Annotated in this window: 25 protein-coding genes; 15 read left to right on the top strand and 10 right to left on the bottom strand. The window is 69.7% G+C overall.

All coding sequences use genetic code 11. The features are described 5' to 3' along the window. Nucleotides 1-77 precede the first annotated feature (77 nt). From AC5RV6_RS03670 to AC5RV6_RS03640, 7 genes are all read right to left on the bottom strand, one after another. Complete coding sequence (locus AC5RV6_RS03670; protein WP_494005917.1) at nucleotides 78-422, bottom strand: DUF6318 family protein; 345 nt, start codon at nucleotides 420-422, stop codon at nucleotides 78-80. Between the two features lie 191 nt (nucleotides 423-613). Beyond that, nucleotides 614-1261, bottom strand: coding sequence for a DUF6318 family protein (locus AC5RV6_RS03665; protein WP_494005916.1), 648 nt, complete (start codon nucleotides 1259-1261; stop codon nucleotides 614-616). A 15-nt stretch (nucleotides 1262-1276) separates the two neighbouring features. Continuing rightward, the gene (locus AC5RV6_RS03660) at nucleotides 1277-1774 is read right to left on the bottom strand and encodes a hypothetical protein (protein WP_494005915.1); all 498 of its coding nucleotides are present in this window, start codon (nucleotides 1772-1774) and stop codon (nucleotides 1277-1279) included. Between the two features lie 382 nt (nucleotides 1775-2156). Further along, entirely contained in the window at nucleotides 2157-2837 is a 681-nt protein-coding gene (locus tag AC5RV6_RS03655; RefSeq protein WP_494005914.1) for a DUF6318 family protein, read from the bottom strand. A 238-nt stretch (nucleotides 2838-3075) separates the two neighbouring features. Continuing rightward, nucleotides 3076-4155: a phosphotransferase family protein gene (locus AC5RV6_RS03650; RefSeq protein WP_494005913.1), complete on the bottom strand. Its 1080-nt coding sequence runs from the start codon at nucleotides 4153-4155 to the stop codon at nucleotides 3076-3078. Beyond that, nucleotides 4155-5477 carry an acyl-CoA dehydrogenase family protein gene (locus AC5RV6_RS03645; protein WP_494005912.1) on the bottom strand — a complete coding sequence of 441 codons (1323 nt, stop codon included), beginning with the start codon at nucleotides 5475-5477 and terminating at the stop codon, nucleotides 4155-4157. The genes AC5RV6_RS03650 and AC5RV6_RS03645 overlap by 1 nt, the downstream gene beginning before the upstream one ends. Continuing rightward, a complete protein-coding gene (locus AC5RV6_RS03640; protein ID WP_494005911.1) occupies nucleotides 5474-6250 on the bottom strand; it encodes an SDR family oxidoreductase in 777 nt (258 codons plus the stop codon). Before AC5RV6_RS03640 ends, AC5RV6_RS03645 begins: the two co-directional genes overlap by 4 nt. Before the next feature lie 156 nt (nucleotides 6251-6406). On the opposite strand from AC5RV6_RS03640, the gene AC5RV6_RS03635 reads away from it, so the two are divergent. The 3 genes from AC5RV6_RS03635 (at nucleotide 6407) to fmdA (ending at nucleotide 8716) form a co-directional block, all read left to right on the top strand. Further along, entirely contained in the window at nucleotides 6407-7057 is a 651-nt protein-coding gene (locus AC5RV6_RS03635) for a TetR/AcrR family transcriptional regulator (RefSeq protein ID WP_494005910.1), read from the top strand. Nucleotides 7058-7146: 89 nt separating this feature from the next. Further along, entirely contained in the window at nucleotides 7147-7434 is a 288-nt protein-coding gene (locus AC5RV6_RS03630) for an FmdB family zinc ribbon protein (RefSeq protein WP_494005909.1), read from the top strand. 25 nt (nucleotides 7435-7459) lie between these two features. Further along, on the top strand, nucleotides 7460-8716 hold the full coding sequence (gene fmdA / locus AC5RV6_RS03625; protein ID WP_494005908.1) for a formamidase: 1257 nt from the start codon (nucleotides 7460-7462) through the stop codon (nucleotides 8714-8716). An 89-nt stretch (nucleotides 8717-8805) separates the two neighbouring features. Here fmdA and AC5RV6_RS03620 read toward each other — a convergent pair whose 3' ends face one another. Then, nucleotides 8806-10773 (bottom strand): acyl-CoA dehydrogenase family protein, encoded by a 1968-nt coding sequence (locus AC5RV6_RS03620; protein WP_494005907.1) that lies wholly within the window; start codon nucleotides 10771-10773, stop codon nucleotides 8806-8808. Between the two features lie 234 nt (nucleotides 10774-11007). On the opposite strand from AC5RV6_RS03620, the gene AC5RV6_RS03615 reads away from it, so the two are divergent. From AC5RV6_RS03615 to AC5RV6_RS03590, 6 genes are all read left to right on the top strand, one after another. Then, on the top strand, nucleotides 11008-11442 hold the full coding sequence (locus AC5RV6_RS03615) for a MarR family transcriptional regulator (RefSeq protein WP_494005906.1): 435 nt from the start codon (nucleotides 11008-11010) through the stop codon (nucleotides 11440-11442). 111 nt (nucleotides 11443-11553) lie between these two features. Further along, the gene (locus AC5RV6_RS03610; RefSeq protein WP_494005905.1) at nucleotides 11554-11892 is read left to right on the top strand and encodes a bifunctional 3-phenylpropionate/cinnamic acid dioxygenase ferredoxin subunit; all 339 of its coding nucleotides are present in this window, start codon (nucleotides 11554-11556) and stop codon (nucleotides 11890-11892) included. A gap of 144 nt (nucleotides 11893-12036) precedes the next feature. Next, nucleotides 12037-13083 carry an iron-siderophore ABC transporter substrate-binding protein gene (locus tag AC5RV6_RS03605; RefSeq protein ID WP_494005904.1) on the top strand — a complete coding sequence of 349 codons (1047 nt, stop codon included), beginning with the start codon at nucleotides 12037-12039 and terminating at the stop codon, nucleotides 13081-13083. Between the two features lie 89 nt (nucleotides 13084-13172). After that, nucleotides 13173-14393: a mechanosensitive ion channel family protein gene (locus AC5RV6_RS03600; protein WP_494005903.1), complete on the top strand. Its 1221-nt coding sequence runs from the start codon at nucleotides 13173-13175 to the stop codon at nucleotides 14391-14393. 143 nt (nucleotides 14394-14536) lie between these two features. Then, complete coding sequence (locus AC5RV6_RS03595) at nucleotides 14537-14851, top strand: PRC-barrel domain-containing protein (protein ID WP_494005902.1); 315 nt, start codon at nucleotides 14537-14539, stop codon at nucleotides 14849-14851. A gap of 112 nt (nucleotides 14852-14963) precedes the next feature. After that, entirely contained in the window at nucleotides 14964-16037 is a 1074-nt protein-coding gene (locus tag AC5RV6_RS03590) for a YihY/virulence factor BrkB family protein (RefSeq protein WP_494005901.1), read from the top strand. Nucleotides 16038-16112: 75 nt separating this feature from the next. Here the strand turns inward: AC5RV6_RS03590 and AC5RV6_RS03585 are convergent, their stop codons facing one another. Beyond that, complete coding sequence (locus tag AC5RV6_RS03585; RefSeq protein WP_494005900.1) at nucleotides 16113-17453, bottom strand: APC family permease; 1341 nt, start codon at nucleotides 17451-17453, stop codon at nucleotides 16113-16115. Between the two features lie 64 nt (nucleotides 17454-17517). Between AC5RV6_RS03585 and AC5RV6_RS03580 the strand changes: the two genes are divergently transcribed. Further along, complete coding sequence (locus tag AC5RV6_RS03580) at nucleotides 17518-18471, top strand: NAD(P)/FAD-dependent oxidoreductase (protein ID WP_494005899.1); 954 nt, start codon at nucleotides 17518-17520, stop codon at nucleotides 18469-18471. Between the two features lie 27 nt (nucleotides 18472-18498). On the opposite strand, the gene AC5RV6_RS03575 is transcribed toward AC5RV6_RS03580, so the two are convergent. Continuing rightward, nucleotides 18499-19539 (bottom strand): NAD-dependent epimerase/dehydratase family protein, encoded by a 1041-nt coding sequence (locus AC5RV6_RS03575; RefSeq protein ID WP_494005898.1) that lies wholly within the window; start codon nucleotides 19537-19539, stop codon nucleotides 18499-18501. 102 nt (nucleotides 19540-19641) lie between these two features. On the opposite strand from AC5RV6_RS03575, the gene AC5RV6_RS03570 reads away from it, so the two are divergent. The 5 genes from AC5RV6_RS03570 (at nucleotide 19642) to AC5RV6_RS03550 (ending at nucleotide 24805) form a co-directional block, all read left to right on the top strand. Further along, a complete protein-coding gene (locus AC5RV6_RS03570; protein WP_494005897.1) occupies nucleotides 19642-20691 on the top strand; it encodes a glutathione S-transferase family protein in 1050 nt (349 codons plus the stop codon). 88 nt (nucleotides 20692-20779) lie between these two features. After that, a complete protein-coding gene (locus AC5RV6_RS03565; protein ID WP_494005896.1) occupies nucleotides 20780-21844 on the top strand; it encodes a FecCD family ABC transporter permease in 1065 nt (354 codons plus the stop codon). A gap of 80 nt (nucleotides 21845-21924) precedes the next feature. Continuing rightward, nucleotides 21925-22896 (top strand): FecCD family ABC transporter permease, encoded by a 972-nt coding sequence (locus AC5RV6_RS03560; protein WP_494006619.1) that lies wholly within the window; start codon nucleotides 21925-21927, stop codon nucleotides 22894-22896. A 2-nt stretch (nucleotides 22897-22898) separates the two neighbouring features. Then, on the top strand, nucleotides 22899-23780 hold the full coding sequence (locus AC5RV6_RS03555; protein ID WP_494005895.1) for an ABC transporter ATP-binding protein: 882 nt from the start codon (nucleotides 22899-22901) through the stop codon (nucleotides 23778-23780). Further along, entirely contained in the window at nucleotides 23777-24805 is a 1029-nt protein-coding gene (locus AC5RV6_RS03550) for a siderophore-interacting protein (RefSeq protein ID WP_494005894.1), read from the top strand. The genes AC5RV6_RS03555 and AC5RV6_RS03550 overlap by 4 nt, the downstream gene beginning before the upstream one ends. Nucleotides 24806-24941 lie beyond the last annotated feature (136 nt).

Here is a 24941-nt window from a genome sequence, read left to right as displayed (position 1 = left end):
GATGCAGGCGACGTAGTGGCCGGCGTCGAGATTTTCGAACTCGGACCATGAGTAGTTGATGTCGACGTCGCCTCCCATCATCCAATCGTCGCCGCCGGTAGCCCGTTTCGACCTGCTCCAGGACGAAGTGGACCGCCTATTGCACGCAGCGGCTCACCGTTTCCTGACTCGTATGTGTAGTTGAAGAGGTCGTACCAGTGCTCGGCGAAAGCAATCAGCCCTTCCTCCGGTTCCTGCCTGGCCTCATCGGGCAGTTGTGGGATCGGCACATTCAGGGCAGCTCCCCTTCCCGTACCTGGGCTGGACCTGGGTTGGACTGGGTGAAGGTGTGGTGGCCTGTGTCGACGAGGCCGCGGCGGAGGCCCCGTCCGGAACGGGTGAAGGCCCGTGATGCGTCGAGGGAGGCGTCGCGCTGCAGGCAACCGTCCCCAGCAGCATCAGTGCTGCCGCGCTGAAACCTGTTCGGAAGACCAACATAACCACCCCCGGATGGGCCACTACCCGGGATCGACCCGGGCGACTGCCGCTGAGAGTATGTTGCGCGGCCAGCAGGTGGCCTGTATCCGCAGCACGTATTTGCCACTGCGGGTACTGGAGCTCGGTCACCGGTGTCTCACCCGAGCGTGACGACATCTTCCGCTATCCACGATCCCTGTACGTAGCGGCACTCCACGAGCTGCGCGAAGGACAGTTCCGGACCCGGGCTTGTGGAGAGGTGTCCCTCGGGGGAGAAAAACTCGAGGTCGTCTTGCATGATGTCGACGACTGCCTGGTGCCGGCCTTCAGCTGTCTCAACGAATGTGCTGCTGGCTGCCTTGAAGTTGATTTGTGCGCCGGCCATCCAGTCGTCGTTCGCGAATCCATCTCCTACTTGGGTGATAACGAAGTTACACATCGTGCACTCCCGTCCGCTGACCGCTTTCAAGGGGCCAACATCCCCTGTTTCGTAGGCGTAGTTAACGAGGGCGTACAAGTGCCGGGCAAACGCCTCCAGGCCTTCCTTTGATTTCTCCTTCGCAATCTCGGGCATGAGTGGAAGGGGGACGTTCTGCGCAGGGCCGGCAGCAGATGCGGGGCTGTAGGTCACTAAGGGCGTGGGAGACGGAGAGGGGCTCGGCACTGTCGCTGTCGCGCTCGAATCAGCGGAGGCAACTGTCGGTGCCTTGGCGCCTGCCCCGTCGTCAGAACAAGAGATGGTCCCGAGCAGCAGTGCTGAGCTGAGGCATACACGCAGTAGGGTCCGGCTGATGCGTACAGCCATAGCTTCTCCTTCCCGTCAGCAGCCGATGCCGGAGGGGTTGATGATGCAGTCATCGGCGACGTTGCGTGATTCGGAGCGCCAGATGCTGACCGTCTGCGCCGGTGTGGAGACGGTGGCGCGGCCATCGATGGGGATCATGGGGCCGCCGTTGACGGAGTATTCGCCGGAGAAATAGGTGGTGACGGACACCGCGTAGTCTCCGGTGTTCGCGTAGACATGGCTGGTGGGCGTTTGTTCTCCCCATCGGTCTTCGGGCAGGGGGCCGCCGGGGACAGGGCTGGGGCCGAAAGAGGTGCCGTCCCCGTAGAACCACTCGAATTTGGTGGGGGTGGCGACGATGCGCAGGCTCTGCCCGAGGAGCTCCATGTCAAAGACCTGCTCGGGGGCGTCCACGAACATGTTGGTGTGCATGCCGACCAGGGAGTGGGGGCCGGGCTGGATCGTCAGAGTGCTGGCAGCGATGGGGCGTTGCTGGAATTCGGAAAGAATGACTTCGCGGATTCGCTCCGTCACGTCACCCGGGTCCTCCGAGTAAACACAGCTGGGACCTTTGTACGGGCTCCACGTCTCAGGAGGTGTCCCTTTGAGGCCGCGATACCACTGGACCGCCCTACCGCCATCGGCAGCGGTGCAGCTGATGCCCAGGCCAGCGAAACAGGCAATGTCACCTGCATCGTCGTCCCAGCAAAGCACCTCAAACCTGAAGTCGTAGGGGTCGTCCGGGATGCCCACAGGGGCGTCAGTCCAGACCCCTGTGCCAGGATCTTGCACATGCCCGACTCCGGTAACACCGCCGTTGTCGAAATTCCCACTTGCTCCTTCCCCCGCGCCAGCCCATTGCACAGGCACGATAAGGAAAAGCAGTGTCATAAGGGCTACCAGTGGGGCCCGCCATTCACCGCCCGAGCGAGACGACATCCTCAGCGCTCCATCGTCCGTCTGAATATCGTCCTTCAAAGAGTTGGGCAAAACTCGTCGGCGTACCAGGGTTGGTTTGCAACAACCCGTTGGGGGAGTGGAACTTAATATCCTCTTGTTTCAGATCGGCAAGTGCTTGATACAAGCCTTCAGGCGTTTCGACGAACTCAGAGACCACCGCCTTGATGTCCAGCTGACCCCCAACGATCCAGTCATCGCCTTCGTAGCCCACACTTATTTGATTCCTAGCGAAGTTGCATGCCACACAGTCGGGTCCACTTATTGCTTCCAGAGGGGCGAGGTCCCCAGTTTCGTAAGCGTAATTAACTACCTCGTAGAAGTAGCGGGCGAACGCCTCCAGCCCCTCCTTTGATTTCTCCCTCGCGATGTCCGGCATGACCGGAAGAGGCACATTCTGTGCGGGGCCTGCCGCCGACGCAGGACTGTAGGTCGCAGATGGGGTGGGGGTCGGTGACAGGGTAGGAGAAACAGAAGCGGATTCGGTGCTTGGCCCAGCTGATGCGCCTGCCGTAGGTTCCTCCGCACCCGCGCCGTTGCCGGCACAGGAGGTGATTCCCCACGCCAGGGCCAGACTGAAGCCGACCGCTGCCGTGCGCCGCAGGACGGCGGAAGCGCCGGTCATGGATGTGCCGGTCATAGGAACCCCCGAGGAAGGCGACAGGACCGCCGGCAACCTGCCCGGCAGTCAGAGACTGCGCCGACGATACGCAGGGACCTCCAAAACGCCACAGTAATGGTCGTTCTCGAGGCGGTACCGTCAGGAATGCGCCGGTGTGCGCACCACCCTAACGTCCAGACCGCGCAGCCCGGAGAAATCCACAGCACGAAGTTCGAAGACCTGTGCGGCCGTCACCGACCCCGCCTTCACCCGCCCGCTACCGCCCGGCGGCTTTCCTGGCGTCCGCCAGCAGCTGCGGCACCCCCGCCTCCAGCGTGGGAGCGAAACGGTCACCGGGCCGCTGCCCGCGCAGCCACCGGGTGTAGATCGCCTCGCAGAAAATCGCAGCCTTCCACAGCGCCAGGGCCTGGTACCAGGGCAGCGCATCGACGTCCAGGCCGGTGCCGGCCCGGTACCGGCCCACCAGCTGCGCGCGGGTCAGGTATCCCGGCGCCCGGGTGACGGAAGTGAGCTCCATCGGACTGGTCGCGCTGCCCGGCTCGGCGTAGGTCGCCGTGAGGTAGCCCAGGTCTGCCAGCGGATCACCGATCGCCGCCATTTCCCAGTCCAGCACCGCCAGCACCCGGGCCGGCGCGGACGGCGCGAACATCAGGTTGCCCAGACGGAAATCCCCGTGCAGGACGGCCGCGGCCTGGCTGTCGGGCATGTTGTCCGCCAGCCACTCGGCCAGCAGCCCGACGTCGGACAGGCTGCGGGTGGTGTTCACCTCCCACAGCCCGGCGAACCGCTGCACCTGACGGGACAGATATCCGTCGGCCCGCCCGAACGAAGCCAACGGCCCGGCGGTGGTGTCCACGCCGTGCAGCTGGACCAGGAAGTCCAGCAGGGCCTCGGACGTCGCCGCCCGCTGCTCCGGCCCGGACAGCGCCGGCGGCACCCTGTCGGTGATGACCAGCCCCTCCAGATGCTCCATCACGTAGAACGGCACGCCCAGCAGGGACTCGTCCCCGCAGACGGCCAGGATCTCGGGAACGGGCAGTCCCTCGGCGCCGAGCATCTGCTGGATCCTGGCCTCACGCACCATGTCATGGGTGGAGCGGGGCAGCGGCGGCCGCGGCCCGCGGCGCAGCACAAACGTTTCCGCTCCCCGCCGGACCCGGTAGGTGACGTTCGACTGCCCGTCCCCGATCCGTTCCCAGGCCAGCGGCCCCGATCCCAGGCCCTGTGCGTCCAGCCAGGCCTGAACCGGCTCGAGCACCAGCAGCGGGGGAGACTCCAGCGCCGCCGCCTCCTCCGGGGTGCGGACCGTCTCGACGCCGTCGGGAACCGTGTGCATCATTCTCCTGCTCCGCCGCGCGCGGCGTCGGGTTGGGCGGCCGCGGCGCGAGCGCCGTTGACCCGGTCGAGGGCCGGCTCCCCCGCGTCGGTGCGCCGACGGCGGGCCGCCGCCGCCCGCCGCGCTATGGCCCACTTGTGCGTCTCGTTCGATCCGTCGTAAATGCGGAACGCCCGCACCTCGTTGAGGTAGGAGGCCAGAGGCAGCCGGTTGGACACCCCGTCGCCGCCGCACAGCTGCAGGCTGCGGTCGATCACCCGGTAGACGGCTTCGGAGACGTGCGCCTTGGCCACGGAGGACAGCGCGCTGCCGGCCCTGGGGTCCTCCTGCAGCAGCTGCGCGGTCCGGCTGATGATGGCGTCGGAGGTTTCGATGTCGATGACCGACTGCGCGATCATCTCCTGCGCGATGCCCAGCTCCGCCAGCTGCGAGCCGAACAGCTCACGCCGGTTGGCCCGGTCCAGCGCGATGTCGTGGGCCCGGCGGGCCAGCCCAAGCCAGCGCATGCAGTGGGTGAGCCGGGCCGGGCCCAGCCGCACCTGCGCGTACCGGAACCCTTCGCCCGGCTTGCCGAGCACAGAGTCGTCGGGCACCCGGCAGTCCTCGAAGTGCACGTGCGGGTGCCCGCCGGCAATGGCATGGTCCAGGGTCTCAATGTGCTCCCCGACCCGCACGCCGGGATTGTCCATATCCACGAGGAACATCGTCGCGCCGGCGGGGGTGCCGTCGACGGCCCCGGTGCGGGCCATCACGATGCAGAACCCGGCCAGCTGCGCGCCGCTGATGAAACGCTTGTGTCCGTTGATCCGCCACCCGCCCGGCACCTTCTCCGCGGTGGTGGCCAGCGCGGCCGGATCGGAGCCCGCCCCCGGGTGTGGTTCGGTCATGCCGAAGCAGGAACGCACCGTGCCCGCGGCCAGGGGCACCAGCCAGCGCTCCTGCTGTTCCGGGGTGCCGATCAGTTCGAGCATGTGCATGTTGCCCTCATCGGGCGCCGAGCAGTTCAGCACCGCCGGGCCGATCAGCGAGTAGCCCGCGGCTTGGAACACGGGGGACCAGTCCACCAGGGGCAGGCCCTGCCCGCCGAACCGGGCCGGAACATGCGGGGCAAAGACTCCGGCGTCCCGGGCGGCGGAGCGCAGCCGGGCCAGCTCGGCCTCGTCCAGCGTGGTGCCCGGCACGGGCTCGGCCGGGATCACGACGTCGCGGATAAACGCGGCGGTACGCTCGGCCAGGCTCCGGGCGGGGCCGGCGTCGGCTCCGTCGGCGCCGGTGGCCGTCGAGCCGGCGACGGGAGTGCTCGACGGCGCCGCGCCCGTCACGCCGATCCTCCGGCCACCAGCAGGCCGCCGTCAAGGTTCAGGACCTGCCCGGTGACCCAGCCGGCGTCGTCGGAGGCGAGGAAGGCCACCGCGCCGGAAACGTCCTCCGGGGTGCCGAGCCGCCCCAGCGGGTAGTCCGCGGACACCGTGTCCTCCCGGCCTTCATAGAGGGCGCGGGCGAAATCGGTTTTCACGACGGCGGGTGCGACGGCGTTGACGCGGACCGTGGGGGCCAGCTCCACGGACAGCGAGCGGGTCAGCTGCTCCAGGGCCGCCTTGCTGATGCCGTAGAAGGCGATGTTCGCGGCCGGTGTCTGCGCGCTGACCGAGGACAGGTTGATGACCGATCCTCCCCGGCCGCGGAGATCGAGCTTCGGGTGCCGGCAGGCCTGCTGCACCCAGGCCAGGGAGCTGAGCAGGTTGACCTCCAGGATCCGCCGCGCGGCATCCAGGTCCAGATCCACCAGCGGGCCGTACACGGGGTTGATGCCGGCGTTGTTGACCAGGATGTCCAGCTGCCCGTACTCGGCGGCGATCGTGTCCAGCACCTCCGCCTGGTGGTCCGGATCATCGGCCTTCCCGGCCATGGCCAGGACCGAGCCCTCGGGGAAGGCCGCGGCCGCTTCGGCAAGCGGCTCCGGCTTGCGTGCGGTGATCACCACCCTGGCGCCCTCGGCGACGAATCGCCGGGCGATGGCCAGGCCGATGCCTCGGCTGGCGCCGGTGATGAGGGCGGTCCGGCCCGCAAGCCGGGGAGCGAAGCTGTCCGTCATTGAGTCTCCCGATGCTCGTCGCATACCGATCAGTTGCTCGGTAGACTGACAGTCTCGTGACGGCGGGACAATGTGTCAAGGGTCACGCCCTGCCGGAAGTGCATGGCGGCGGCAGGCATGATGGACCTGGACCGACAACAGGGGGGATGGAGCGGGATGGACAGGGCGCCGGAAAGCGCGGGCATCGCGAACTCAGGCGGCGGCAGCTGGCGGCGCTACGAGGCCTCGGCGCTGCCTCCGGTGCTGCAGGCCGCCCTCGACTGCTTCGGTGAGCACGGCTACCACGGCACCACCATCCGGGAAGTCGCCGCCCGCGCCGGACTCTCGGTGCCGGGCATCTACCATCACTACCCGTCCAAGCAGGCGCTGCTGGTCGGCATTGCGCAGGAGGCCATGGCCGAACTGTATGACCGCACCCTCGCGGCGGCGGAGGAAGCCGGTGCGGATCCGGTGGACCGCATCCGCGCCGTCGTGGAGTCCCTGGTGCTCTTCCACGCCCACCGGGGGCCCTCGGCGTTCATCGCGGCCAGTGAGATCCGCAGCCTGGACGGCGACGCCCGCGCCGCCCACATCGCGGCCCGGGACCGGCAGCAGCGGCTGCTGTCCGACGCCGTCGACGCCGCCGCCGCGGCCGGACGCGTCGGCACCCCGGTTCCGCACGAGGCGATGCGCGCCGTGACCACCATGTGCACCGCCGTCGCCCAGTGGTACCGGCTGGACGGGCCGCTGCGCCCCGAGGAACTGGCGGCCACCTACGTCCAGTTCGCCCTGGACCTGCTGCGGATCGGACGCACCGGCCCGGCGTAGCCCGCCCCGCGTCATATTCCCCGTTCCGGCGGAATTGCCGTTGACCCTCCGAAACGCAGCTGCCTAGGCTGCTGACAAGGAGGTTTCCCGTGGCTGTCTACGAATACCGCTGTCCGGACTGTACCGACTTCGAGGCCGTCTTCCCGATTGGCGAGGCTGCGGAGACCGTCTCCTGCCCCACCTGCGCCGGGCCGGCCGGCCGCCGGATCAGCTCCCCGTTCCTCTCCCGCTCCGGCTCGGCCGCCTACCGGCTCATCGACGCCACGAAGCGCAGCGCCGCCGAGCCCGCCGTCGTCTCCTCGCCCGGCCCCGGCACCCGCCGCCCCGCCCCCGTCACCACCAACCCGCTCCACCGAAAGCTGCCCCGCCCCGACTGAACCCCACCCCCAAGGAGGAATTCGCATGCCTGAGGTCCTGTTTCCCCTGGATTCGTCCAAGAGCTTCGAAGAGCAGCAGAAGCTCGGCCACAACCGCTGGCACCCGGACATTCCTCCGGTCGCCACCGTCAAGCCGGGGGACTCCTTCCGGGTGGAGTGCCGCGAATGGTTCGACGGCGCGATCCGCAACGACGACTCCGCCGAGGACATCCTCAACGCCCCGCTGAACACCGTGCACAAGCTCAGCGGCCCGTTCGCGGTGGAGGGCGCCAAGCCAGGCGACCTGCTGGTGGTGGACATCCTCGACGTCGGGCCCATTCCGCAGGAGGATTCCGGGCCGCTCGCCGGCCAGGGCTGGGGCTACACCGGCATCTTCTCCCGCAACAACGGCGGCGGCTTCCTCACCGATCAGTTCCCCGACGCGTACAAGGCGATCTGGGACTTCTCCGGCCAGACCGCCACCTCCCGGCACGTTCCCGAGGTCTCCTTCCCCGGCCTGATCCACCCCGGGCTGATGGGCACCGCGCCGTCGGCCGCCCTGCTCGCGAAGTGGAACAAGCGTGAAGGCGACCTGATCGCCACCGATCCGCAGCGGGTCCCGCCGCTGGCGCTGCCGCCGGAGCCCGACGGCGCCGTGCTCGGCTCGCTGCCGGAGGCCGACTTCGCCCGGGTCGCAGGGGAGGCCGCCCGCACCGCCCCGCCGCGCGAAAACGGCGGCAACCAGGACATCAAGAACCTATCCAAGGGCAGCCGGATCTTCTATCCGGTGTTCGTGGACGGCGCCAACCTGTCGGTCGGGGACCTGCACTTCTCGCAGGGCGACGGCGAGATCACCTTCTGCGGCGCCATCGAGATGGGCGGGTTCATCGACCTGCGGGTGGACATCATCAAGGGCGGCATGGACACCTACGGGGTGAGCGAGAACGCGATCTTCATGCCCGGCACCACGGATCCGCAGTTCAGCGAGTGGATCGCGTTCTCCGGCACTTCGGTGACCCTCGACGGCGAGCAGCGCTACCTGGACTCGCACCTGTCCTACCAGCGGGCCTGCCTCCATGCGATCGACTACCTGACCAAGTTCGGCTACAGCCCGGAGCAGGCCTACCTCCTGCTGGGCGCCGCGCCGATCGAAGGCCGGCTCTCCGGCGTCGTGGACATCCCGAACTCGTGCTCCACGGTCTACATCCCGACGTCGATCTTCGACTTCGACATCCGTCCGTCGGCCTCCGGTCCGCACCGGATCGATCCCGGCATCGGGGCGCCGCGGGCAGCCAACCGCTAGCGGCAGGCTCTTCCGCACCTCCGACCACGAAACGGGGCGGCTGCCTGCCGGCAGCCGCCCCGCTCGCCTTTCCACCCCGCCGTTCTCCTCTACCGGTACCGGCGGTGCAGGTTCTCCTTGGGCTCCGGGCCGGCCGCCGTGGGCGAAATCCAGGGCCCGGTGCCTTCGGACAGGTCGATGATGCCCTCCTCGAGCCAGGTGTAGCGGTCCGCCAGCACCTGTTTCGCCAAGCGGGCGTCCTGGGCATCGGAGTTGCGCCAGAGCCCGTCAAACAGCTCCCCGATCCGCACCCGGGACTGGGCGCTGAACGCGTCGGCGAGCTCGACGGCGGCGGCGCCCTCTTCGGGATCACGCTGCCGGATGGTGTGCGCACGCATGCAGGCCGCGGACACCGCGAAGATCTCCGCCCCGATGTCCACAATGCGGCCCAGGAACACCTGGTGGTGCTCCAGCCCCGCCTGCCAGCGGGCCATGCCGTAGAAGGTCTGCCGCGCCAGCCGGCGCGACGCCCGTTCGGCGAAGCGCAGGTGCCGGGCCAGCACGCCGAACTCCGCGTACGACGTCGGGCGCGTCCCCGGCCCGGCCGCGAGCGTGGGCAGCCAGCGCCCGTAGAACCGGCTGGCCTTCACCGCGGAGCGCGCCTTGGCCGGAAGTGAGGAGTCGGCGACGGCGAGGTCGCCGGCGGCCTTGAGGTGCGCGTCCACGGCCTCCCGGGCGATGAACAGGTGCATGATCTCCGTGGAGCCCTCAAACACCCGGTTGATCCGCAGGTCCCGCAGCTGCTGCTCGGCGCCCACGGCACGTTCACCGCGCGCGGCGAGCGAATCCGCGGTTTCAAAACCCCGTCCGCCGCGGACCTGCACCAGCTCGTCGGCGACGTTGTACGCCATTTCGCTGGCCCAGAGCTTGGCCAGGGCAGCCTCGATCCGGATGTCCTTGGTGCCGGCCTCCGCCATCTCGGCGCTGAGCTCGAAGACGGCCTCCATGGCGAAGGCGGTCGCGGCCATGAAGGCCACCTTCTTGCCCACCGCCTCGTGCCGCCACACCGGCCGGCCCCACTGTTCGCGGGCTCCGGTCCAGCCGCGGGCAATCTTCAGGGACCACTTCGCGCCGGCCGCGCACATCGCCGGAATCGACAGCCGCCCGGTGTTGAGCGTGGTGAGCGCGATCTTCAGTCCCTGCCCCTCCCGGCCCAGGCGGTTGGCGGCCGGCACCAGCACCTGCCGGAACCGGGTGACGCCGTTCTCGATGCCGCGCAGGCCCATGAAGTTGTTGCGGTTCTCCACCGTGATTCCCGGCGAGTCCATCTCCACCACAAATGCGCTGATGCCGCCCTTCTGCCCGTCATGCGGCGGAACGGCGGCCATGACCACCACCAGCTCGGCGATGACGCCGTTGGTGGTCCAGAGCTTCACCCCGTCCAGGACGTAGCCGCTGCCGTCGGGGGTGGGGACGGCGGTGGTGCGCATCCGCGCCGGGTCCGAGCCGACGTCGGGCTCGGTGAGCAGGAACGCCGTCACCGCGCCCCCCGCGCAGCGCGGCAGGTACCGCTCCTTCTGCGCTTCGCTGCCAAAGGTCTTCACCGGTTCCGGCACACCGATGGACTGATGTGCGGATACCAGTGCGCCCAGGGACGGATGGACGGTGCCGAGCACCATCAGCGCCCGTCCGTACCAGAGCAGCGACAGGCCGAGCCCGCCGTAGCGGCGGGGAATCTTGATCCCGAACACGCCAAGGTCGGCCAGGGCGCGCAGATACTCGTCGGGAATCACGCCGGTCCGCTCGATCAGCCGGCCGTCCATGGTCCGGCAGTACTCGGTCAGCGCGTCGAGGAAGTCCCGTCCGCGGGCGGCCTCTGCGGGATCTTCGGGCCGGTGCCGGATGAGGTCGAGGTCGTAATCGCCGAGATAGATCCCCTTCGCGAAGCTGGGGCGCTGCTCGCCGGTGTCGCGGGCCTCCTCGGTGGCGGCCCGGGCGTCGCGTTCGGTGACCACCCGGTCCCGGACGCCGGCCGCGCCGTCGGCGTTCACGGCGTCGCGCAGTTCGGTGGAATCCATGGGGGAGCTTCCCTCCGTCGGGGCCTTCCGCGGGCCGGCCGCGGCTGCTGCGGCCAATTCTCACGCGGCGTTCCCGGGAGGTAAAGAGGGATGCGGCCTGCACCTGGCCGAGGGACCGGAACCCGGCCCCGGCTTGACAACACCCCCGTCCCTCGGCATCAAATGGTAAGCACGCTGATTATCTCGGTGTTTGTCGTATATCGCTAACCGAAGTCAACTGAGGGAAGCAGGAATATGCAGGATGAGGGGGACTGGGAGGCAGTCCGGCTGCTGTCGACGGCGGCCCGGCTGGTGCGCAGGCATATGGACAACAGGCTGCGGAGCCTGGGGCTGACGCAGGAACGCATTACGGTGCTGCGCGTGCTGATGGCCGGCGGGCCGCTGCGCCGGGCGGAGCTGGCCCGGCGGCTGCGGGTCACCGCGCAGACGCTGGGCACCTCCCTGGTTGCAATGGCGGACCAGGGGTTGGTGAAGGAAGTCGGCGAGGGCGAGGGCGCCAGCCGCAGGGCCGTGACCGTCACCGACCACGGACGGCGGATGCTCCATGAAGCCGAGGAGATCGAGCAGGGCGGATTTGTCGCGGAACTCGATCCGCGCCTGCGCAAGGAACTGGTGGGACTGATCCGCCAGCTGGAGGTCGGGCGGATGTCGGTGCAGCAGCGCCGCTGATGCAGGGCCGAAGAGGGCCGCTCCGGGGCGGTGCGGGCTGCGGTGTTGTCAGCGGTAACGTGGAAGGCGGAAGCAGACCACTGCATGGCCCCGGGCCAGGACAGGAGAACCGTGAGCGAGGGCATCCGCGTAGCCGCCGTCGAGGAGATCGACGAAGGTGAGGCCGTCGTCGTCGACGCCGAGACCGCCGGCACCGATGACGACATTTCGGTCTTCCACAGCGAAGGGCGCTTCTATGCCCTGAACGACACCTGCACCCACGAAGAGGCCTCCCTGGCCGAGGGCTGGATCGAGGACGGCGAGGTGGAGTGTCCGGTGCACTCGGCCCGTTTCTGCCTGCGGGACGGCAAGGCCCTGTGCCTGCCGGCGACGGTCGATGCGCGCACCCACCGGGTGGCGGTCGTGGACGGCGAGGTCTTCCTCTATCCGGGTGAGCCTCCGGCCGAGTAGCGGCGGGCGGCGCGGGGCGCCGCAGCAACCCGGTGCCGGGTTCACAGAAGACCCGGGATTAGGCCATATTCATGTTGCGTAATTGGGTTGAACGTAGGTTAGCCTTACTTCGTAAACCACCATTACGTCGCCCAAGGAGCCCCCATGGCCCTGTCCCGGATGCGCCGCGCTGCGGCCGCCGCCTGCATCGCCGTCCTGTCGCTGTCCGCCTGCTCCACCGGTTCCTCCGGCGGCCAGTCGCCGTCCGGCAACGCCGCCGGAGCCGAGGATGAATTCCCGGTCACCATCGAGCATGCCTTCGGCGAGACCGTCATCGAAGAGGCTCCCGAACGGGTCGCCACCGTCTCCTGGGTCAACGCCGACACCGCCCTGGCGCTCGGCGTCGTGCCCGTGGGCATGCCCGTCATCGACTACGGCGGAAATGACAACGGCACCACCCCCTGGATCGACGACGCGCTCGCCGGCCTGGATGCTGAGATCGGCAGCGGGAACGCGCCCGTGCAGTACTCCGAGACCGACGGCATTGCCTTCGACGAAATCGCCGCAACCAGCCCCGATGTGATCCTGGCCGCCTACTCGGGCCTGGACCAGGAGGACTACGACCGGCTGTCGGCCATTGCCCCCGTCGTTGCCTACCCGGAGGCCGCCTTCGGCACCGCCTGGCAGGAATCCACGACCATGATCGGCGAGGCCCTGGGCCGCAGCGCCCAGGCCGAGGAGCTGGTGGCCGACACCGAGCAGGCCATCAGCGACGCTGCAGCCGAGCACCCCGAGCTTGAGGGCAAGACCTTCATCTACGGGAACCTGGACCCCGCCGCCGCGGAATCGATCTACGTCTACACCGCCGGCGACAACCGGCCGCGGTTCCTCACCGAGCTGGGCATGACCCAGGCGCCCGTGGTGGAGGAGAACACCACCTCGGAGGCCTTCTACATCACCTGGTCCGCCGAGCGCGCCAACGAACTGGAATCGGACGTCTTCGTCACCTGGGTGCCCGACGCCGCGACCAAGGACGCCATCGCCGCCGACCCGCTGCTGAGCCAGATCCCGGCGGTCCGCTCCGGTGCGCTGCTGGCCGATTCGGACAACACGCTGACCCTGTCCATCTCCGCCGCCAGTGTCCTGAGCATTCCCTACGCGCTGGAGAACTTCGTCCCGCTCCTGGCTGAGGCCGCGGGCAACGCCGGGTAGGTTCCGGGCGGGGCGGGCCTGTCCTGTCGGCGGCTTCCTCCGGCAGCCGATTGGACAAGCCCCCCGCACGGCCTGACAGCATAAAACCCATGGATGAACTGGTCTCCTCCCTGTCCGGCTTCGAACCCGTCATCGCCGTCGCGCTGGCCGTCGGTGCCGCCCTGCTGGCGGCCCGGCTGGTGCGCACCGGGGTCACCCGGCTGTTCTCGAAGGTGCCGGGCATCCGCCAGATCACCACGCTGGGCCGCAACCCGCTGCGCCTCGCGCTCGCGCTGATCGGCACCCGGATCGCGCTGAACGCCACGGCCTCGGGGCAGTCCTGGTTCGGCCCCGTGGACTACGTGCTGGTCCTGGGCCTCATCGCGTCCCTGGCCTGGCTGGCGATCGTGCTGCTGCTGATCATCGAAGCGGTGATCCTCACCAAATACAGCACCGACACCAAGGACAACCGCCGGCTGCGGCGGCTGAAGACCCAGGTCACGCTGGGACGCCGGATCGCCGTCGCGCTGGTGGCGGTGATGGCGGTGGCCGTTGTGCTGCTGACCATTCCCGAAGTCCGCGCGCTTGGAGCCGGCATCCTCGCCTCGGCGGGTGTGGTCTCCATCGTGGCCGGCCTCGCGGTGCAGAGCACGCTGGGCAACGTCTTCGCCGGCATCCAGATCGCCTTCACCGACTCGATCCGCGTGGACGACGTCGTCGTGGTGGAGGGGCAGTGGGGCACCATCGAGGAAATCACCATGACCTACGTGGTGGTGCACATCTGGGACGACCGCAGGCTGATCCTGCCCTCCACCTACTTCACCACCACGCCGTTCGAGAACTGGACCCGCCGCCAGTCCGCGATCCTGGGCACGGTGGAGCTCGACGTCGACTGGCGGGTTCCCGCCGCCGACCTGCGGGCCAAGCTCACGGAGACGCTGGAGGGCACGGAGCTCTGGGACGGACGCACCGGCGTCCTGCAGATCACGGACGCGGTGGCCGGCCTGGTGCGGGTCCGCATCCTGGTCAGCGCCGCGGACAGCGGCACGCTCTTCGACCTGCGCTGCCTGGTCCGCGAAACCATGGTCACCTACCTGCAGCAGCACCACGCCTACGCGCTGCCGCGCCAGCGCTGGGAGCAGGTGCGGGCCGAGCCGCAGCCCCGGCGGGGCGGCCAGGCGCCCGCAGAGGAAACCGGCGCCTCGCAGATGTTTACCGGCTCGCTCGAAGCGGTGAACCGGCGCCGGGCGTTCGCCGGCCCGGGAGAGCAGGCCTATGAGGACCGCAGCCAGGACGAGCCGCTGCCATCCGACGGCGCCAGCCGGGCCTGACCACCCCGCGGCCGCCCCTGATCCCGCCCGCACCGCCGCTCCGCGTTGACACGGGGAGCGAGCTGGGGCTGGATGGAGTCACCCTGTTTCCGACCGGAACGGGGAACTTCAGGAGCCAGCAACCAGAGGCGAGGGGACCGGCCATGACCGACCAGTACGAGATCCATCAGATCCAGGGCGCCAACGTGTGGGCGAACGACGGCGAGCGGCTCGGCCTGGTCAGCGAAGTGCACCTGGACCGCGAGACCGGGCGGCCGGTGTTCATTACCGTCGCGCTGGGCCTGTTCGAGTCGAGGCAGTACTTCGTGCCGCTGGCCGGCGCGCGCCGGGACGGGCAGGACAACATCTACGTCGCCTTCTCCAAGCAGGCGATCAAGGACTCCCCGGAGCTGCAGCCGGACGGTGCGCTCACCCCGGATCAGGAGAAGGCGCTGCAGGACTACTACGCCCGCGCCTGACGCCTGACGCCTGACGCCTGCTGCCGTCCGACGGCGTCGAGCGGCGTCTTTGATGCTAAGTTCACTTATCAAGACGTTGAAGTGAACTGCCAGACAGATCAGGGAGGCCGCCATGGCGCAACAGGAAACCGGCACACCCGGGTCGGCACCGGACCCCGAGGACGCCCGCAAACCGGACGATCCCACCGAGGTCACCAAGCCCAGCTGGAAGTACATCTTCCGCAAGACCATCCGCGAGTTTTCCAAGGACCAGTGCACCGACCTCGCGGCGGCGCTGACGTACTACATGGTCCTGTCCCTGTTCCCGGCGCTGCTGGCGATGGTCTCCATCCTCGGGCTCGTCGGACAGGCGGAAAGCACCACCAACACTCTGCTGGACTACGTTCGGCAGGTTGCCCCCGAAGACGCCGTCGGCCTGCTTGAAGGTCCGATCACCCAGCTGACCAGCTCGCAGGGAGCCGGGCTCGCCCTGTTCATCGGTATTGCCGGCGCCCTGTGGTCAGCGTCCGGCTACGTGGGCGCCTTCGGCCGGGCCATGAACCGGATCTACGAAGTCGAGGAAGGCCGCCCGATCTGGAAGCTGCGCCCGGTGCTGCTGCTCGTCACCCTGGTGATGATCCTGCTCGCCGCCGCGCTGCTGCTGATGCTGGTGATCAGCGGCCCGATCGCCGAAGCCGTGGGCGACGTGATCGGCCTCGGCAGCCAGGCCGTCATGATCTGGAACATCGCCAAGTGGCCGGTCATGGTGCTCTTCGCGATCGTGATCATCGCGATCCTTTACTACGCCACCCCCAACGTGAAGCAGCCCAAGTTCCGCTGGATGAGCATGGGCGGGTTCATCGCCCTGGTCGTCCTGGCCATCGTGACGGCGGGCTTCGGTTTCTACGTCGCGAACTTCGGCAACTACAACGCCACGTACGGGACCATCGGCGGCGTGATCGTACTCCTGCTGTGGCTCTGGCTGGCGAACCTGTCGCTGCTGTTCGGCGCCGAGTTCGACGCCGAGATGGAGCGCGGACGGGAGCTGCAGGCCGGCATTCAGGCCGAGGAGTCGGTGCAGCTGCCCCCGCGGGACACGCGCCAGATCGACAAGCGCCAGGAGCAGGAGGAGAAGGACATCGAGCAGGGCCGGAAGCTGCGCCAGCAGCACGCCGGCAAGGACTACGACGACGACCTGCACGAGTAGCCGCTGCCCCGGCCGCGCAGGGAAGAGGCCCCCGCCGATCCGGCGGGGGCCTCTTCCGTGTCCGGGCGGCCGGGTTCAGCCGGCAGCAGCGGTGGGGCGGACGCCCGCTCCCGGGCCCTTGACCGATCGGCGGATGACGTAGAGCACGGCGCCCACGGCGAGCAGGATGCCGGCGCGGAGCCAGATCCCGGCGTCCTGCTGGATCAGCAGCACGATGCAGGTGGCAATGGCCAGCAGCGGAAGCACCACCGGGGTGCGGAAGTGGGAATGGTCCACCTTGTCCTTCTTCAGCACCAGCACCGCCACGTTGGTGCTGAGGAACACGATCACCAGCAGCAGCACCACGGTCTCGGCCAGCGCGGCCAGGCCCCCGGTCAGGGTCAGGATGATGGCCACCGCGGTCGTGGCGGCAATCGCGACCCACGGGGTGCGCCGGTTGGGCAGCACCTTGCCGAAGACGCTGGGCAGCAGTCCCTGCTCCGCCATTCCGTAGGCCAGCCGGCTGGACATGATCATGGTCAGCAGGGCGCCGTTGGCCACCGCCACCAGGGCCACCAGGCTGAACAGCTCCGCCGGCACGCCGAAGCCGGTGGCCTGCACCACCGCCAGCAGCGGACCCGAGGAGCCCGCCAGCTCGTCGGTGGGAAGCGCGACGGAGGCGGCCAGGCCGATCAGCAGGTACACGACGCCGGCGGTCAGCATGGCCCCGAACAACGCCCGCGGATACACGCGCCGCACGTCGCGGACCTCCTCGGCCACGTTGGCGGAAACCTCAAAGCCCACGAACGAGTAGAACGCGATCACCGACGCGGCCAGGATCCCGGAGGCGGGGCTGACGTCCTCGCGGAACTGCAGCACCTGCTCCGGGTAGCCGTCGCCCCGGCCGACCATGAGGGCCACGAGCACGATCACCAGGACCAGGCCGGAAAGCTCGATCACCGTCATCACCACGTTGCTGCGGACCGACTCCTTGATGCCCCGGGCGTTCAGCAGTGCGACCAGGAGCAGGAACACAATGGCCGCCGGCACCGCCGGCACGTCCAGGAAGACGGCGAGATAGTCTCCGGAGAAGGCCAAGGAGAGGCCTGCGGCGCTGGTGACGCCCGCCGCCAGCATGGCGAAGCCGACCATGAAGGACACGATCGGCAGTTTGAAGGCCCGCTCGGCAAACACCGCCGCGCCGCCGGCCTTCGGATACTTGGTGATCAGCTCGGCGTAGGAGGATGCGGTCAGCAGCGCCATGGCGAGGGCCAGGAGCAGCGGTGCCCAGATGGCGCCGCCCACGGCGCCCGACACCTCTCCGACCAACGCATAGATGCCGGCTCCCAGGACGTCGCCGAGAATGAATAAATAGAGCATCTTCCCGGTGATGCCCTGTTTCAGCTTGCTGGGCGCTTCGGCCCTGTTCTCACTCATGATGTGGATTCTAGGTCACTGTAAGGGTGCTGATGATCGGGGCCCGGTCTGCAAGAATGGGCAGATGAATGAAAGCGGAACCGACAGCTATGACGTGGTGGTGGCCGGAGGCGGCATCGCAGGCCTCACCACCGCCCTTGTCCTGGGCCGCGGCCGCCGGAGGGTCGCCGTGGTGGACGCCGGCTCGCCGCGCAACTCCGCTGCCGGGCATGTGCACGGCTACCCGGGCCGGGAGGGCATGCCGCCCCGGGACCTCATCGCCGAAGTCCGCCGTGAGGTCCAGGGATACGGCGTGCAGCTGGTGCACGGCACCGTAGCCTCCGCGCAGGTCCCTGCCGCGGGGTCCGGTGAGGTGCGGCTGGAGGACGGACGCCGGCTGGCGTTCCGGCACCTGGTGCTGGCCACCGGGCTGCGCGACGTGATCCCCGAACTGGCCGGCGCCGCCGAGCGCTGGGGCCGGGACCTGCTGCAGTGCCCCTACTGCCATGGCTGGGAAACGGCGGACCGGCCGCTGGCGGTCCTCGGCACCGCGGAAAGCTCCATCCAGCAGGCACTGCTGGTGCGCACCCTCTCCGATGACGTCACCCTGATTGTCCAGCCGGGCTTGGAACCCGACGCCGAAGCGCTGGAGAAGCTGAAGGCGATGGGGGTCGCCGTCGTCCGCGGCGCGGCGTCCGCCCTCAAGGCACCCAATGATGCGCTGGCGGCCGTGGTGCTCGAGGACGGGCGGGAGGTGCCGTGCGAGGCCGTGTTCTGCGAGCCCGGCGCCGACGCCTCATCCGCCCTTGTGGAGGAGCTGGGCTGTGCACTGAACGAGGACGGCACCATCCACACCAACAGCCTGGGCGGCACCAGCGTCTCCCGGGTCTGGGCTGCGGGCAATGCCGCCGACCCGGCCCGGCAGGTGGTGACCGCCGCCGGTGACGCGTACCGCATGGCCGTGGCCCTGAACGCCATCCTGCTGGAGGAGGACGTCGAGCAGCGGCTCGCCGCCCACCGCCAGCCGGCCGCTCCCTAGCCTTACCCGGTACAGCAGCCCCTGCGGCTACTTCCGCCGCGGCGCCATCAGGTCCGAGCCGCGGACGCCCTCGCCGGAGGCCATGCCGTCCAGCACGTACTGCAGGGCCTGCAGGCTGGACACCGTCGGCGTCCAGCCCAGCACCTCCCGGGCCCGCGTGGTGTCCATGACCGGAGCGCCGGCGGCCATGTCCACCCAGCCCGGGTCGGTCCGCTGGAGGCCCGCCGCCCAGGTGGCGCCGACGACGGCGCGGATCGCCTTGGCCGGAACGTTCAGGATCCGGCGGGCGCCCAGGACCCCGGCCAGCAGTTCGGGCGTCACCACCGGGTCGGCGGCGATGTTGAACGCGCCCTCGGCGCGCTGCTCGATCACCCGCCAGTAGGCGTCGGCGATATCGTCCGCGTGCACCACCTGGAAGCTGAAGCTGGAGGGCAGGGGAATCAGGGGCAGGCTCAGCCGGTTGAGGAAGGCCTTGGGGATCAGCGGGCCCAGGAAGTAGTTGCCGATCTCCGTTCCCGCTTCCGTGGAAAAGATCAGCCCCGGCCGCAGCCGGGCCACCGGGATCTCGGGATACTGCCGTTCGAACCGGTCCAGCAGGGCCTCCTGCTCGCCCTTGTGCCGGCTGTAGTGCGAGCTCTCGATGCCGCGGGCCGGCCAGTCCTCGGAGGTCAGTCGGTCCTTGGGTGCGGGGGAGTAGGCGCCCACGGAGGACGCGCAGACCACCTGGCGCACCAGGGCCGCCCCGGCGGCGTCGAGCACGTTGGCCGTGCCGTCCACGTTGATGCGGTGCAGCAGGTCCTCGTCCCGGTTGGGCTGGATGGCCCAGGCCAGGTGCACCACGGAGTCGACGCCGGCCAGCACCTCGGAAAGCTGCGCGACGGCGTCGGGGGCGGTGATGTCGATGCTGTGCCACTGCACGCCGTCATAGGGCGGCCGGGACGCATCCGGAAGACGGCGGGCGACGCCGACGACCTCCAGCGGTTCGCCGGACTCCGAGCGGGCCTTTGCCAGGCGGCGCAGCAGGGCCGTGCCCATGTTCCCGGTGGCACCAATGACGGCGATACGCATCTGCGCACGTCCTTTCAGATCCGGCGGCGGTATCCACGAAACGATACCGGTTCGTACCTGCGGCACGGGAGACGGCGGACGCGCGGGGCTTAGGCTGGGGGCATGGCCAACGAGAGCGTCCAGGCGGACCCCCACAGCACGCGCGGCTCCTATGTCACCGGCGGAACCGAGTACACCCGCGACACGAACTACATCGAAACCCGGATCACCCGCGACGGCCGGGACGGTTATCCGGTGGAGGCCGGCCGCTACCGGCTGATCGCCGCCCGCGCCTGCCCGTGGGCCAACCGGACCATCATCGTCCGGCGGCTGCTCGGCCTGGAGGACGCCATCTCGCTGGGCACCCCCGGCCCCACGCACGATGCCCGCAGCTGGACCTTCGACCTCGATCCCGACGGCAGGGATCCGGTGCTCGGCATCGAACGGCTGCAGGAGGCCTTCTTCAAGCGCGTGCCCGGCTACACCCGCGGCATCACCGTGCCCGCGATCGTCGACGTCCCCAGCGGTGCCGTGGTGACGAACAACTTCCCGCAGATCACCCTGGACTTCTCCACGGAGTGGAAGGACTTCCACCGCGAGGGCGCCCCGGACCTGCTGCCGGCCGAGCACATGGAGGAAATGGAGCAGGTCAACAAGCGCGTTTTCACCGAGATCAACAACGGCGTCTACCGCTGCGGCTTCGCCGGTTCCCAGGAGGCCTACGACGCCGCCTACGACCGGCTCTGGTCGGCAATGGACTGGCTGGAGGAGCGGCTGTCGCGGCAGCGGTACCTGATCGGGGACACCATCACCGAGGCCGACGTCCGGCTCTTCACCACGCTGGTGCGCTTCGATGCCGTCTACCACGGCCACTTCAAGTGCAACCGGAACAAGCTGAGCGAAATGCCGGCCCTGTGGGGCTACGCCCGGGACCTGTTCCAGACCCCGGGCTTCGGCGACACCGTGGACTTCGAACAGATCAAGGCGCACTACTACATCGTCCACGAGGACATCAACCCGACCGGCATCGTGCCCAAGGGTCCGGAGCTGTCCGGATGGCTCACCCCGCACGGCCGGGAGGAGCTCGGCGGGCGGCCCTTCGGCGACGGCACCGCCCCCGGCCCGGTCCGTCCCGGCGAGGAGGTCGCGCCCGGACACGGCGCCGACCGATAGCTGTTATTTACGCAACTGAAGTCTTTCGTAACTCCCGCCTGCGTAGGTTAGCCTTACTTTAGCCATACGCGGGGAGGGAGGGTCCAGCATGAGCATGTCCGCTGCGGACGTTGCCGCCGCCCGCCCCGTGCACGCCCACCGGCCCCCCGCTTCGGCGGTTCGGGGCCGAAGGGCGGCGGGCCTGGCGGCCGCGGCCGTGGTCCTGCTGCTCGCGGCCCTGGCCTCCGTCGCCTTCGGCGCCCGGCAGGTCTCCTTCCCTACGGTGCTCGAGGCCCTCACCGCCTTCGATCCCGCCAACGGCGACCACGCCGTCGTGCTCTCCCGGGTGCCCCGCACCGTGACCGGACTGCTGGTCGGAGCGGCGCTCGGCCTGGCCGGGGCCGCCCTGCAGGGCGTGACCCGCAACCCGCTGGCCGATCCCGGCATCCTGGGCCTGAACGCCGGCGCCGCGTTCGCCGTCGTCACCGCCATCTACGTCTTCGGCGTCACCAGCCTCACCGGCTACGTCTGGTTCGCCCTCGCCGGCACCGCGGCCGCCGCCGCCGTCGTCTACGCCGTGGCCTCGCTGGGCCGGGAAGGCGCCACCCCCGTGAAGCTGGCCCTGGCCGGAGCCGCGCTCTCCGCCGGCCTGACCTCGCTCCTCTCTGCCGTGCTTGTGGGCAGCCAGCAGACGCTGGACACCTTCCGGTTCTGGCAGGTGGGCTCGGTCTCCGGCCGCGGCTGGGACATCCTGGCCCCGGTGGCGCCCTTCCTTGCCGTCGGGGCGCTGCTGGTGCTCGGCGCCGGCCGGGTCCTCAACGGACTCTCGCTCGGCGACGACGTCGCCCGCGCCCTGGGCCAGCGGGTGGGCCTGACCCGCGGCATCACCGCCCTCGGCATCGTGCTCCTCTGCGGCGCAGCCACGGCCGCCGCGGGACCGATCGCCTTCCTGGGCCTGGTGGTGCCGCACGCCGTACGGGGGCTCACCGGGCCGGACTACCGGTGGATCCTGCCGTTTTCGGCGCTCCTGGCACCTGCGCTGCTGCTGGTGGCCGACGTCGTCGGGCGGCTGGTGCTGCCGCCGGGTGAGGTGCCTGTGGGCATCATGACGGCCGTGCTGGGCGCGCCCGTGTTCATCTGGCTGATCCGGCGCCGGAAGCTGGCGGCCCTGTGAGCGCCCCGGTCCTGACGCCCGCCCCCGACGCCGCCCTCCAGCAGGTCCGGGCCGCCCGCCGTACCGGCCGCACCCGGCATGTGCGCGTCGCCGCGGTGCTGGCCGCGGCCGTCACGGCGGCCTTCTTCGTCAACATCCTGCTGGGCAGCTATACAGTCACGATCCCGGACTTCCTCCGCATCCTCGGCGGCGAGCAGATTCCCGGCGCCACCTACATCGTGATGGAGGGCAAGCTGCCCCGGGCGGTGACCGGCCTCATGGTCGGCGCGGCGTTCGGCATCTCCGGCACGCTGTTCCAGACCCTGCTGCGCAACCCGCTGGCCAGCCCCGACATCATCGGCATCAGCTACGGAGCCAGCGCCGCCGCGGTGGCCGCGCTGGTGTTCTTCGGCGCTTCCGGCAGCACCGTCTCCCTCGCCGCCCTGCTCGGAGCGCTGGCCGTGGCGCTGGCCATCTATCTCCTCTCCCGCCGCGGCGGCGCCGGCGGCTACCGGCTGATCCTGATCGGCGTGGGGTTCGCCGCCGTACTGCAGGCCGTGGTCAGTTTCCTGCTCACCCGCACCGACGTGCGCACCGCCTCCGAGGCGCTGGTCTGGCTCAGCGGATCCCTGAACGCCGCCACCTGGGAGCGCGCCGGGCTGCTGGCCCTGGCGCTGGCCGTGCTGGTTCCCGCCGCAGCGGCGCTGTCCGGACGGCTGCGCGCCCTGGAGCTGGGCAACGACACCGCCGCCGGGCTCGGCGTGCCCGTCGAACCGGTGCGGCTGGGCCTGGTGATGACCGCCGTCGCGCTGGCCGCCGTCGCCACCGCCGCCGCAGGGCCGGTGGTGTTCGTCGCCTTCCTGTCCGGGCCGATCGCGGCCCGGCTGCGCGGCGGAGCCGCCAGCCTGCCCGCCGCGGCGCTGACCGGCGCGCTGATCGTGCTCGCCGCCGAGTTCACCGCCGCGAACCTGCTGCCGGCCACCAGCCTGCCGGTGGGCGTGGTCACGGGCGCCCTGGGTGCCCCGTTCCTGCTGTGGCTGCTCATGCGAACCAACAAATCGGGAAGAGGCTAGCGATGCCCAACCTGCTGCAAGCCGAGAAGCTGGTGCTCTCCTACGAGGACCGGGTGGTGGTCGACGGGCTGGACGTCCAGCTGCCCGCCGGGAAGATCACCATCATCGTGGGGGCCAACGCCTGCGGAAAGTCCACGCTGCTGCGCGGCATGGCCCGGCTGCTGAAGCCCGCCGGGGGAGCCGTGACCCTGGACGGGCAGGACATCCACTCGCTGCCCGGCCGGGAGGTGGCGCGGAAGCTGGGGCTGCTGCCGCAGTCGCCCACCGCGCCCGAAGGCATCACCGTGGCGGACCTGGTCGGCCGCGGACGGTACCCGCACCAGGGTTTCTTCAAGCAGTGGTCCGCCCGTGACGAGCAGGCCGTCGCCGCGGCGCTTGAAGCCACCGGCACCGCGGAACTGGCCGGCCGCAGTGTCGATGAGCTTTCCGGCGGCCAGCGGCAGCGGGTGTGGATCGCCATGGCACTGGCCCAGGAGACCGGCATCCTGCTGCTGGACGAGCCCACGACCTTCCTCGACGTGACGCACCAGGTGGAGGTGCTGGACCTGGTCAGCGACCTGAACCGGGAACGCGGCACCACCGTGGCGATCGTGCTGCACGATTTGAACCTCGCCGCCCGCTACGCCGACCACCTGATTGCCATGAAGTCCGGCGCCATCGCCGCCCAGGGTGCTCCGGACCAGGTCATCACCGCCGACCTGGTCCGTGACGTGTTCCGGCTGGACTGCGAAGTCATCTCCGACCCGGTCTCCGGAACCCCGCTGGTGGTTCCCGTGGGCCGTCACCATTCCCGCAGGAAGCCGCAGGGACGCGGCTACCTGCCCAACCCCGACGACCGTCTTCGCCGCGAGCCGGCACCGAACAACCTGGAGGCCGCCTCATGAGCCCAGCCGACCGCGCCCCCGCCGCGCGCCGAACCCGCGCCGCCGGCGCCATCATGTGCTTCGACGTCGAAGTGCGCCGCGTGAGCCGCATCGGAGCGAACTTCCAGCGGATCACCTTCACCGGATCCTGCCTGGCCGAGTTCGGGGTGCAGGGCCGCACCGACGACCTGCGGATCAAGATCGTGCTGCCCTCCCGTGCCCCGGACGGCCGCATCCTCCCGCTGCCGGACTTCGACTGCGCCAACCCGCGCTGGTACCAGGACTGGCTGCAGCTGGACCCCTCGGTCCGTGGCGCCATGCGCACCTACACCGTGCGCGCGGCCCGCTGCTCAGGGCCGGAACCGGAGATCGACGTCGACTTCGTGCTGCACTTCGACGCCGACGGCGTGGGCGGCCCGGCGTCCAGCTGGGCCGCCGAGGCGCAGCCGGGGGACCGGGTGGCCATCATCGGGCCCAACGTCGCGAACTGCGTCACCGCCGAGGCCTACGGCGGCATCGAATGGCGTCCGGGCCTGGCCCGCCACGTGCTGCTCGCCGGCGACGAGACCGCCGTCCCGGCCATCACCGCCATCCTGGAGCAGCTGCCCGCAGACGTCACGGGCTACGCCCTGCTGGAAGTGCCGGACCCCGCGGACATCCAGCCGGTCCGCACCGCCTCCGGCGTCGGCGTCCGCTGGCTGCCCCGGGAGGGACGCCCCCACGGCACTCTGCTCGAAGGGGCGGTGCGGACCGCCGTCGCCCTTCCCGGCGGGGCCCTGCCGCTGCCCCGCACCGGGCAGGAGCCCGAAGAGGTCGACGTGGACCAGACCATCCTTTGGGAGACCCCCCAGCGGCTGGACCCGGAGGTGCTGAAATCCAGCGCCAACCCGCACGCCCCGGCCGGCGCGCTGCCGTTCTACGCCTGGATCGCCGGCGAGGCCGCTGTCGTCCGCGGCCTGCGCCGCTACCTGGTCCGGGACGCCGGCATCGACCGCAAGCAGGTGGCCTTCATGGGCTACTGGCGGGAGGGCCGGGCCGAGGGATAGCCCGAACCCCTGCGGAGGGAGGCTGTGAGCGGCCTCCCTCCGTCCAGCCGTGCCCGGCTGGGGAGTTGCTCACAAAAACCTTCCGGTGAGGGGTTGACAGCCCGGAGAATGGAACCAGTGCCGCGGGCGGGAGCCC

This window comes from Arthrobacter saudimassiliensis, assembly GCF_059090665.1.
Note: the sequence above shows the minus strand (reverse complement) of the source record. Positions and strands in the feature narration are given on the sequence as shown.

Coding starts and splice junctions, on each gene's coding strand:
- AC5RV6_RS03665 (WP_494005916.1), bottom strand. CDS start 1,261: ATGGCTGTACGCATCAGCCGGACCCTACTGCGTGTATGCCTCAGCTCA.
- AC5RV6_RS03655 (WP_494005914.1), bottom strand. CDS start 2,837: ATGACCGGCACATCCATGACCGGCGCTTCCGCCGTCCTGCGGCGCACG.
- AC5RV6_RS03650 (WP_494005913.1), bottom strand. CDS start 4,155: ATGCACACGGTTCCCGACGGCGTCGAGACGGTCCGCACCCCGGAGGAG.
- AC5RV6_RS03640 (WP_494005911.1), bottom strand. CDS start 6,250: ATGACGGACAGCTTCGCTCCCCGGCTTGCGGGCCGGACCGCCCTCATC.
- AC5RV6_RS03635 (WP_494005910.1), top strand. CDS start 6,407: ATGGACAGGGCGCCGGAAAGCGCGGGCATCGCGAACTCAGGCGGCGGC.
- fmdA (WP_494005908.1), top strand. CDS start 7,460: ATGCCTGAGGTCCTGTTTCCCCTGGATTCGTCCAAGAGCTTCGAAGAG.
- AC5RV6_RS03620 (WP_494005907.1), bottom strand. CDS start 10,773: ATGGATTCCACCGAACTGCGCGACGCCGTGAACGCCGACGGCGCGGCC.
- AC5RV6_RS03615 (WP_494005906.1), top strand. CDS start 11,008: ATGCAGGATGAGGGGGACTGGGAGGCAGTCCGGCTGCTGTCGACGGCG.
- AC5RV6_RS03605 (WP_494005904.1), top strand. CDS start 12,037: ATGGCCCTGTCCCGGATGCGCCGCGCTGCGGCCGCCGCCTGCATCGCC.
- AC5RV6_RS03600 (WP_494005903.1), top strand. CDS start 13,173: ATGGATGAACTGGTCTCCTCCCTGTCCGGCTTCGAACCCGTCATCGCC.
- AC5RV6_RS03595 (WP_494005902.1), top strand. CDS start 14,537: ATGACCGACCAGTACGAGATCCATCAGATCCAGGGCGCCAACGTGTGG.
- AC5RV6_RS03590 (WP_494005901.1), top strand. CDS start 14,964: ATGGCGCAACAGGAAACCGGCACACCCGGGTCGGCACCGGACCCCGAG.
- AC5RV6_RS03585 (WP_494005900.1), bottom strand. CDS start 17,453: ATGAGTGAGAACAGGGCCGAAGCGCCCAGCAAGCTGAAACAGGGCATC.
- AC5RV6_RS03580 (WP_494005899.1), top strand. CDS start 17,518: ATGAATGAAAGCGGAACCGACAGCTATGACGTGGTGGTGGCCGGAGGC.
- AC5RV6_RS03575 (WP_494005898.1), bottom strand. CDS start 19,539: ATGCGTATCGCCGTCATTGGTGCCACCGGGAACATGGGCACGGCCCTG.
- AC5RV6_RS03570 (WP_494005897.1), top strand. CDS start 19,642: ATGGCCAACGAGAGCGTCCAGGCGGACCCCCACAGCACGCGCGGCTCC.
- AC5RV6_RS03565 (WP_494005896.1), top strand. CDS start 20,780: ATGAGCATGTCCGCTGCGGACGTTGCCGCCGCCCGCCCCGTGCACGCC.
- AC5RV6_RS03555 (WP_494005895.1), top strand. CDS start 22,899: ATGCCCAACCTGCTGCAAGCCGAGAAGCTGGTGCTCTCCTACGAGGAC.
- AC5RV6_RS03550 (WP_494005894.1), top strand. CDS start 23,777: ATGAGCCCAGCCGACCGCGCCCCCGCCGCGCGCCGAACCCGCGCCGCC.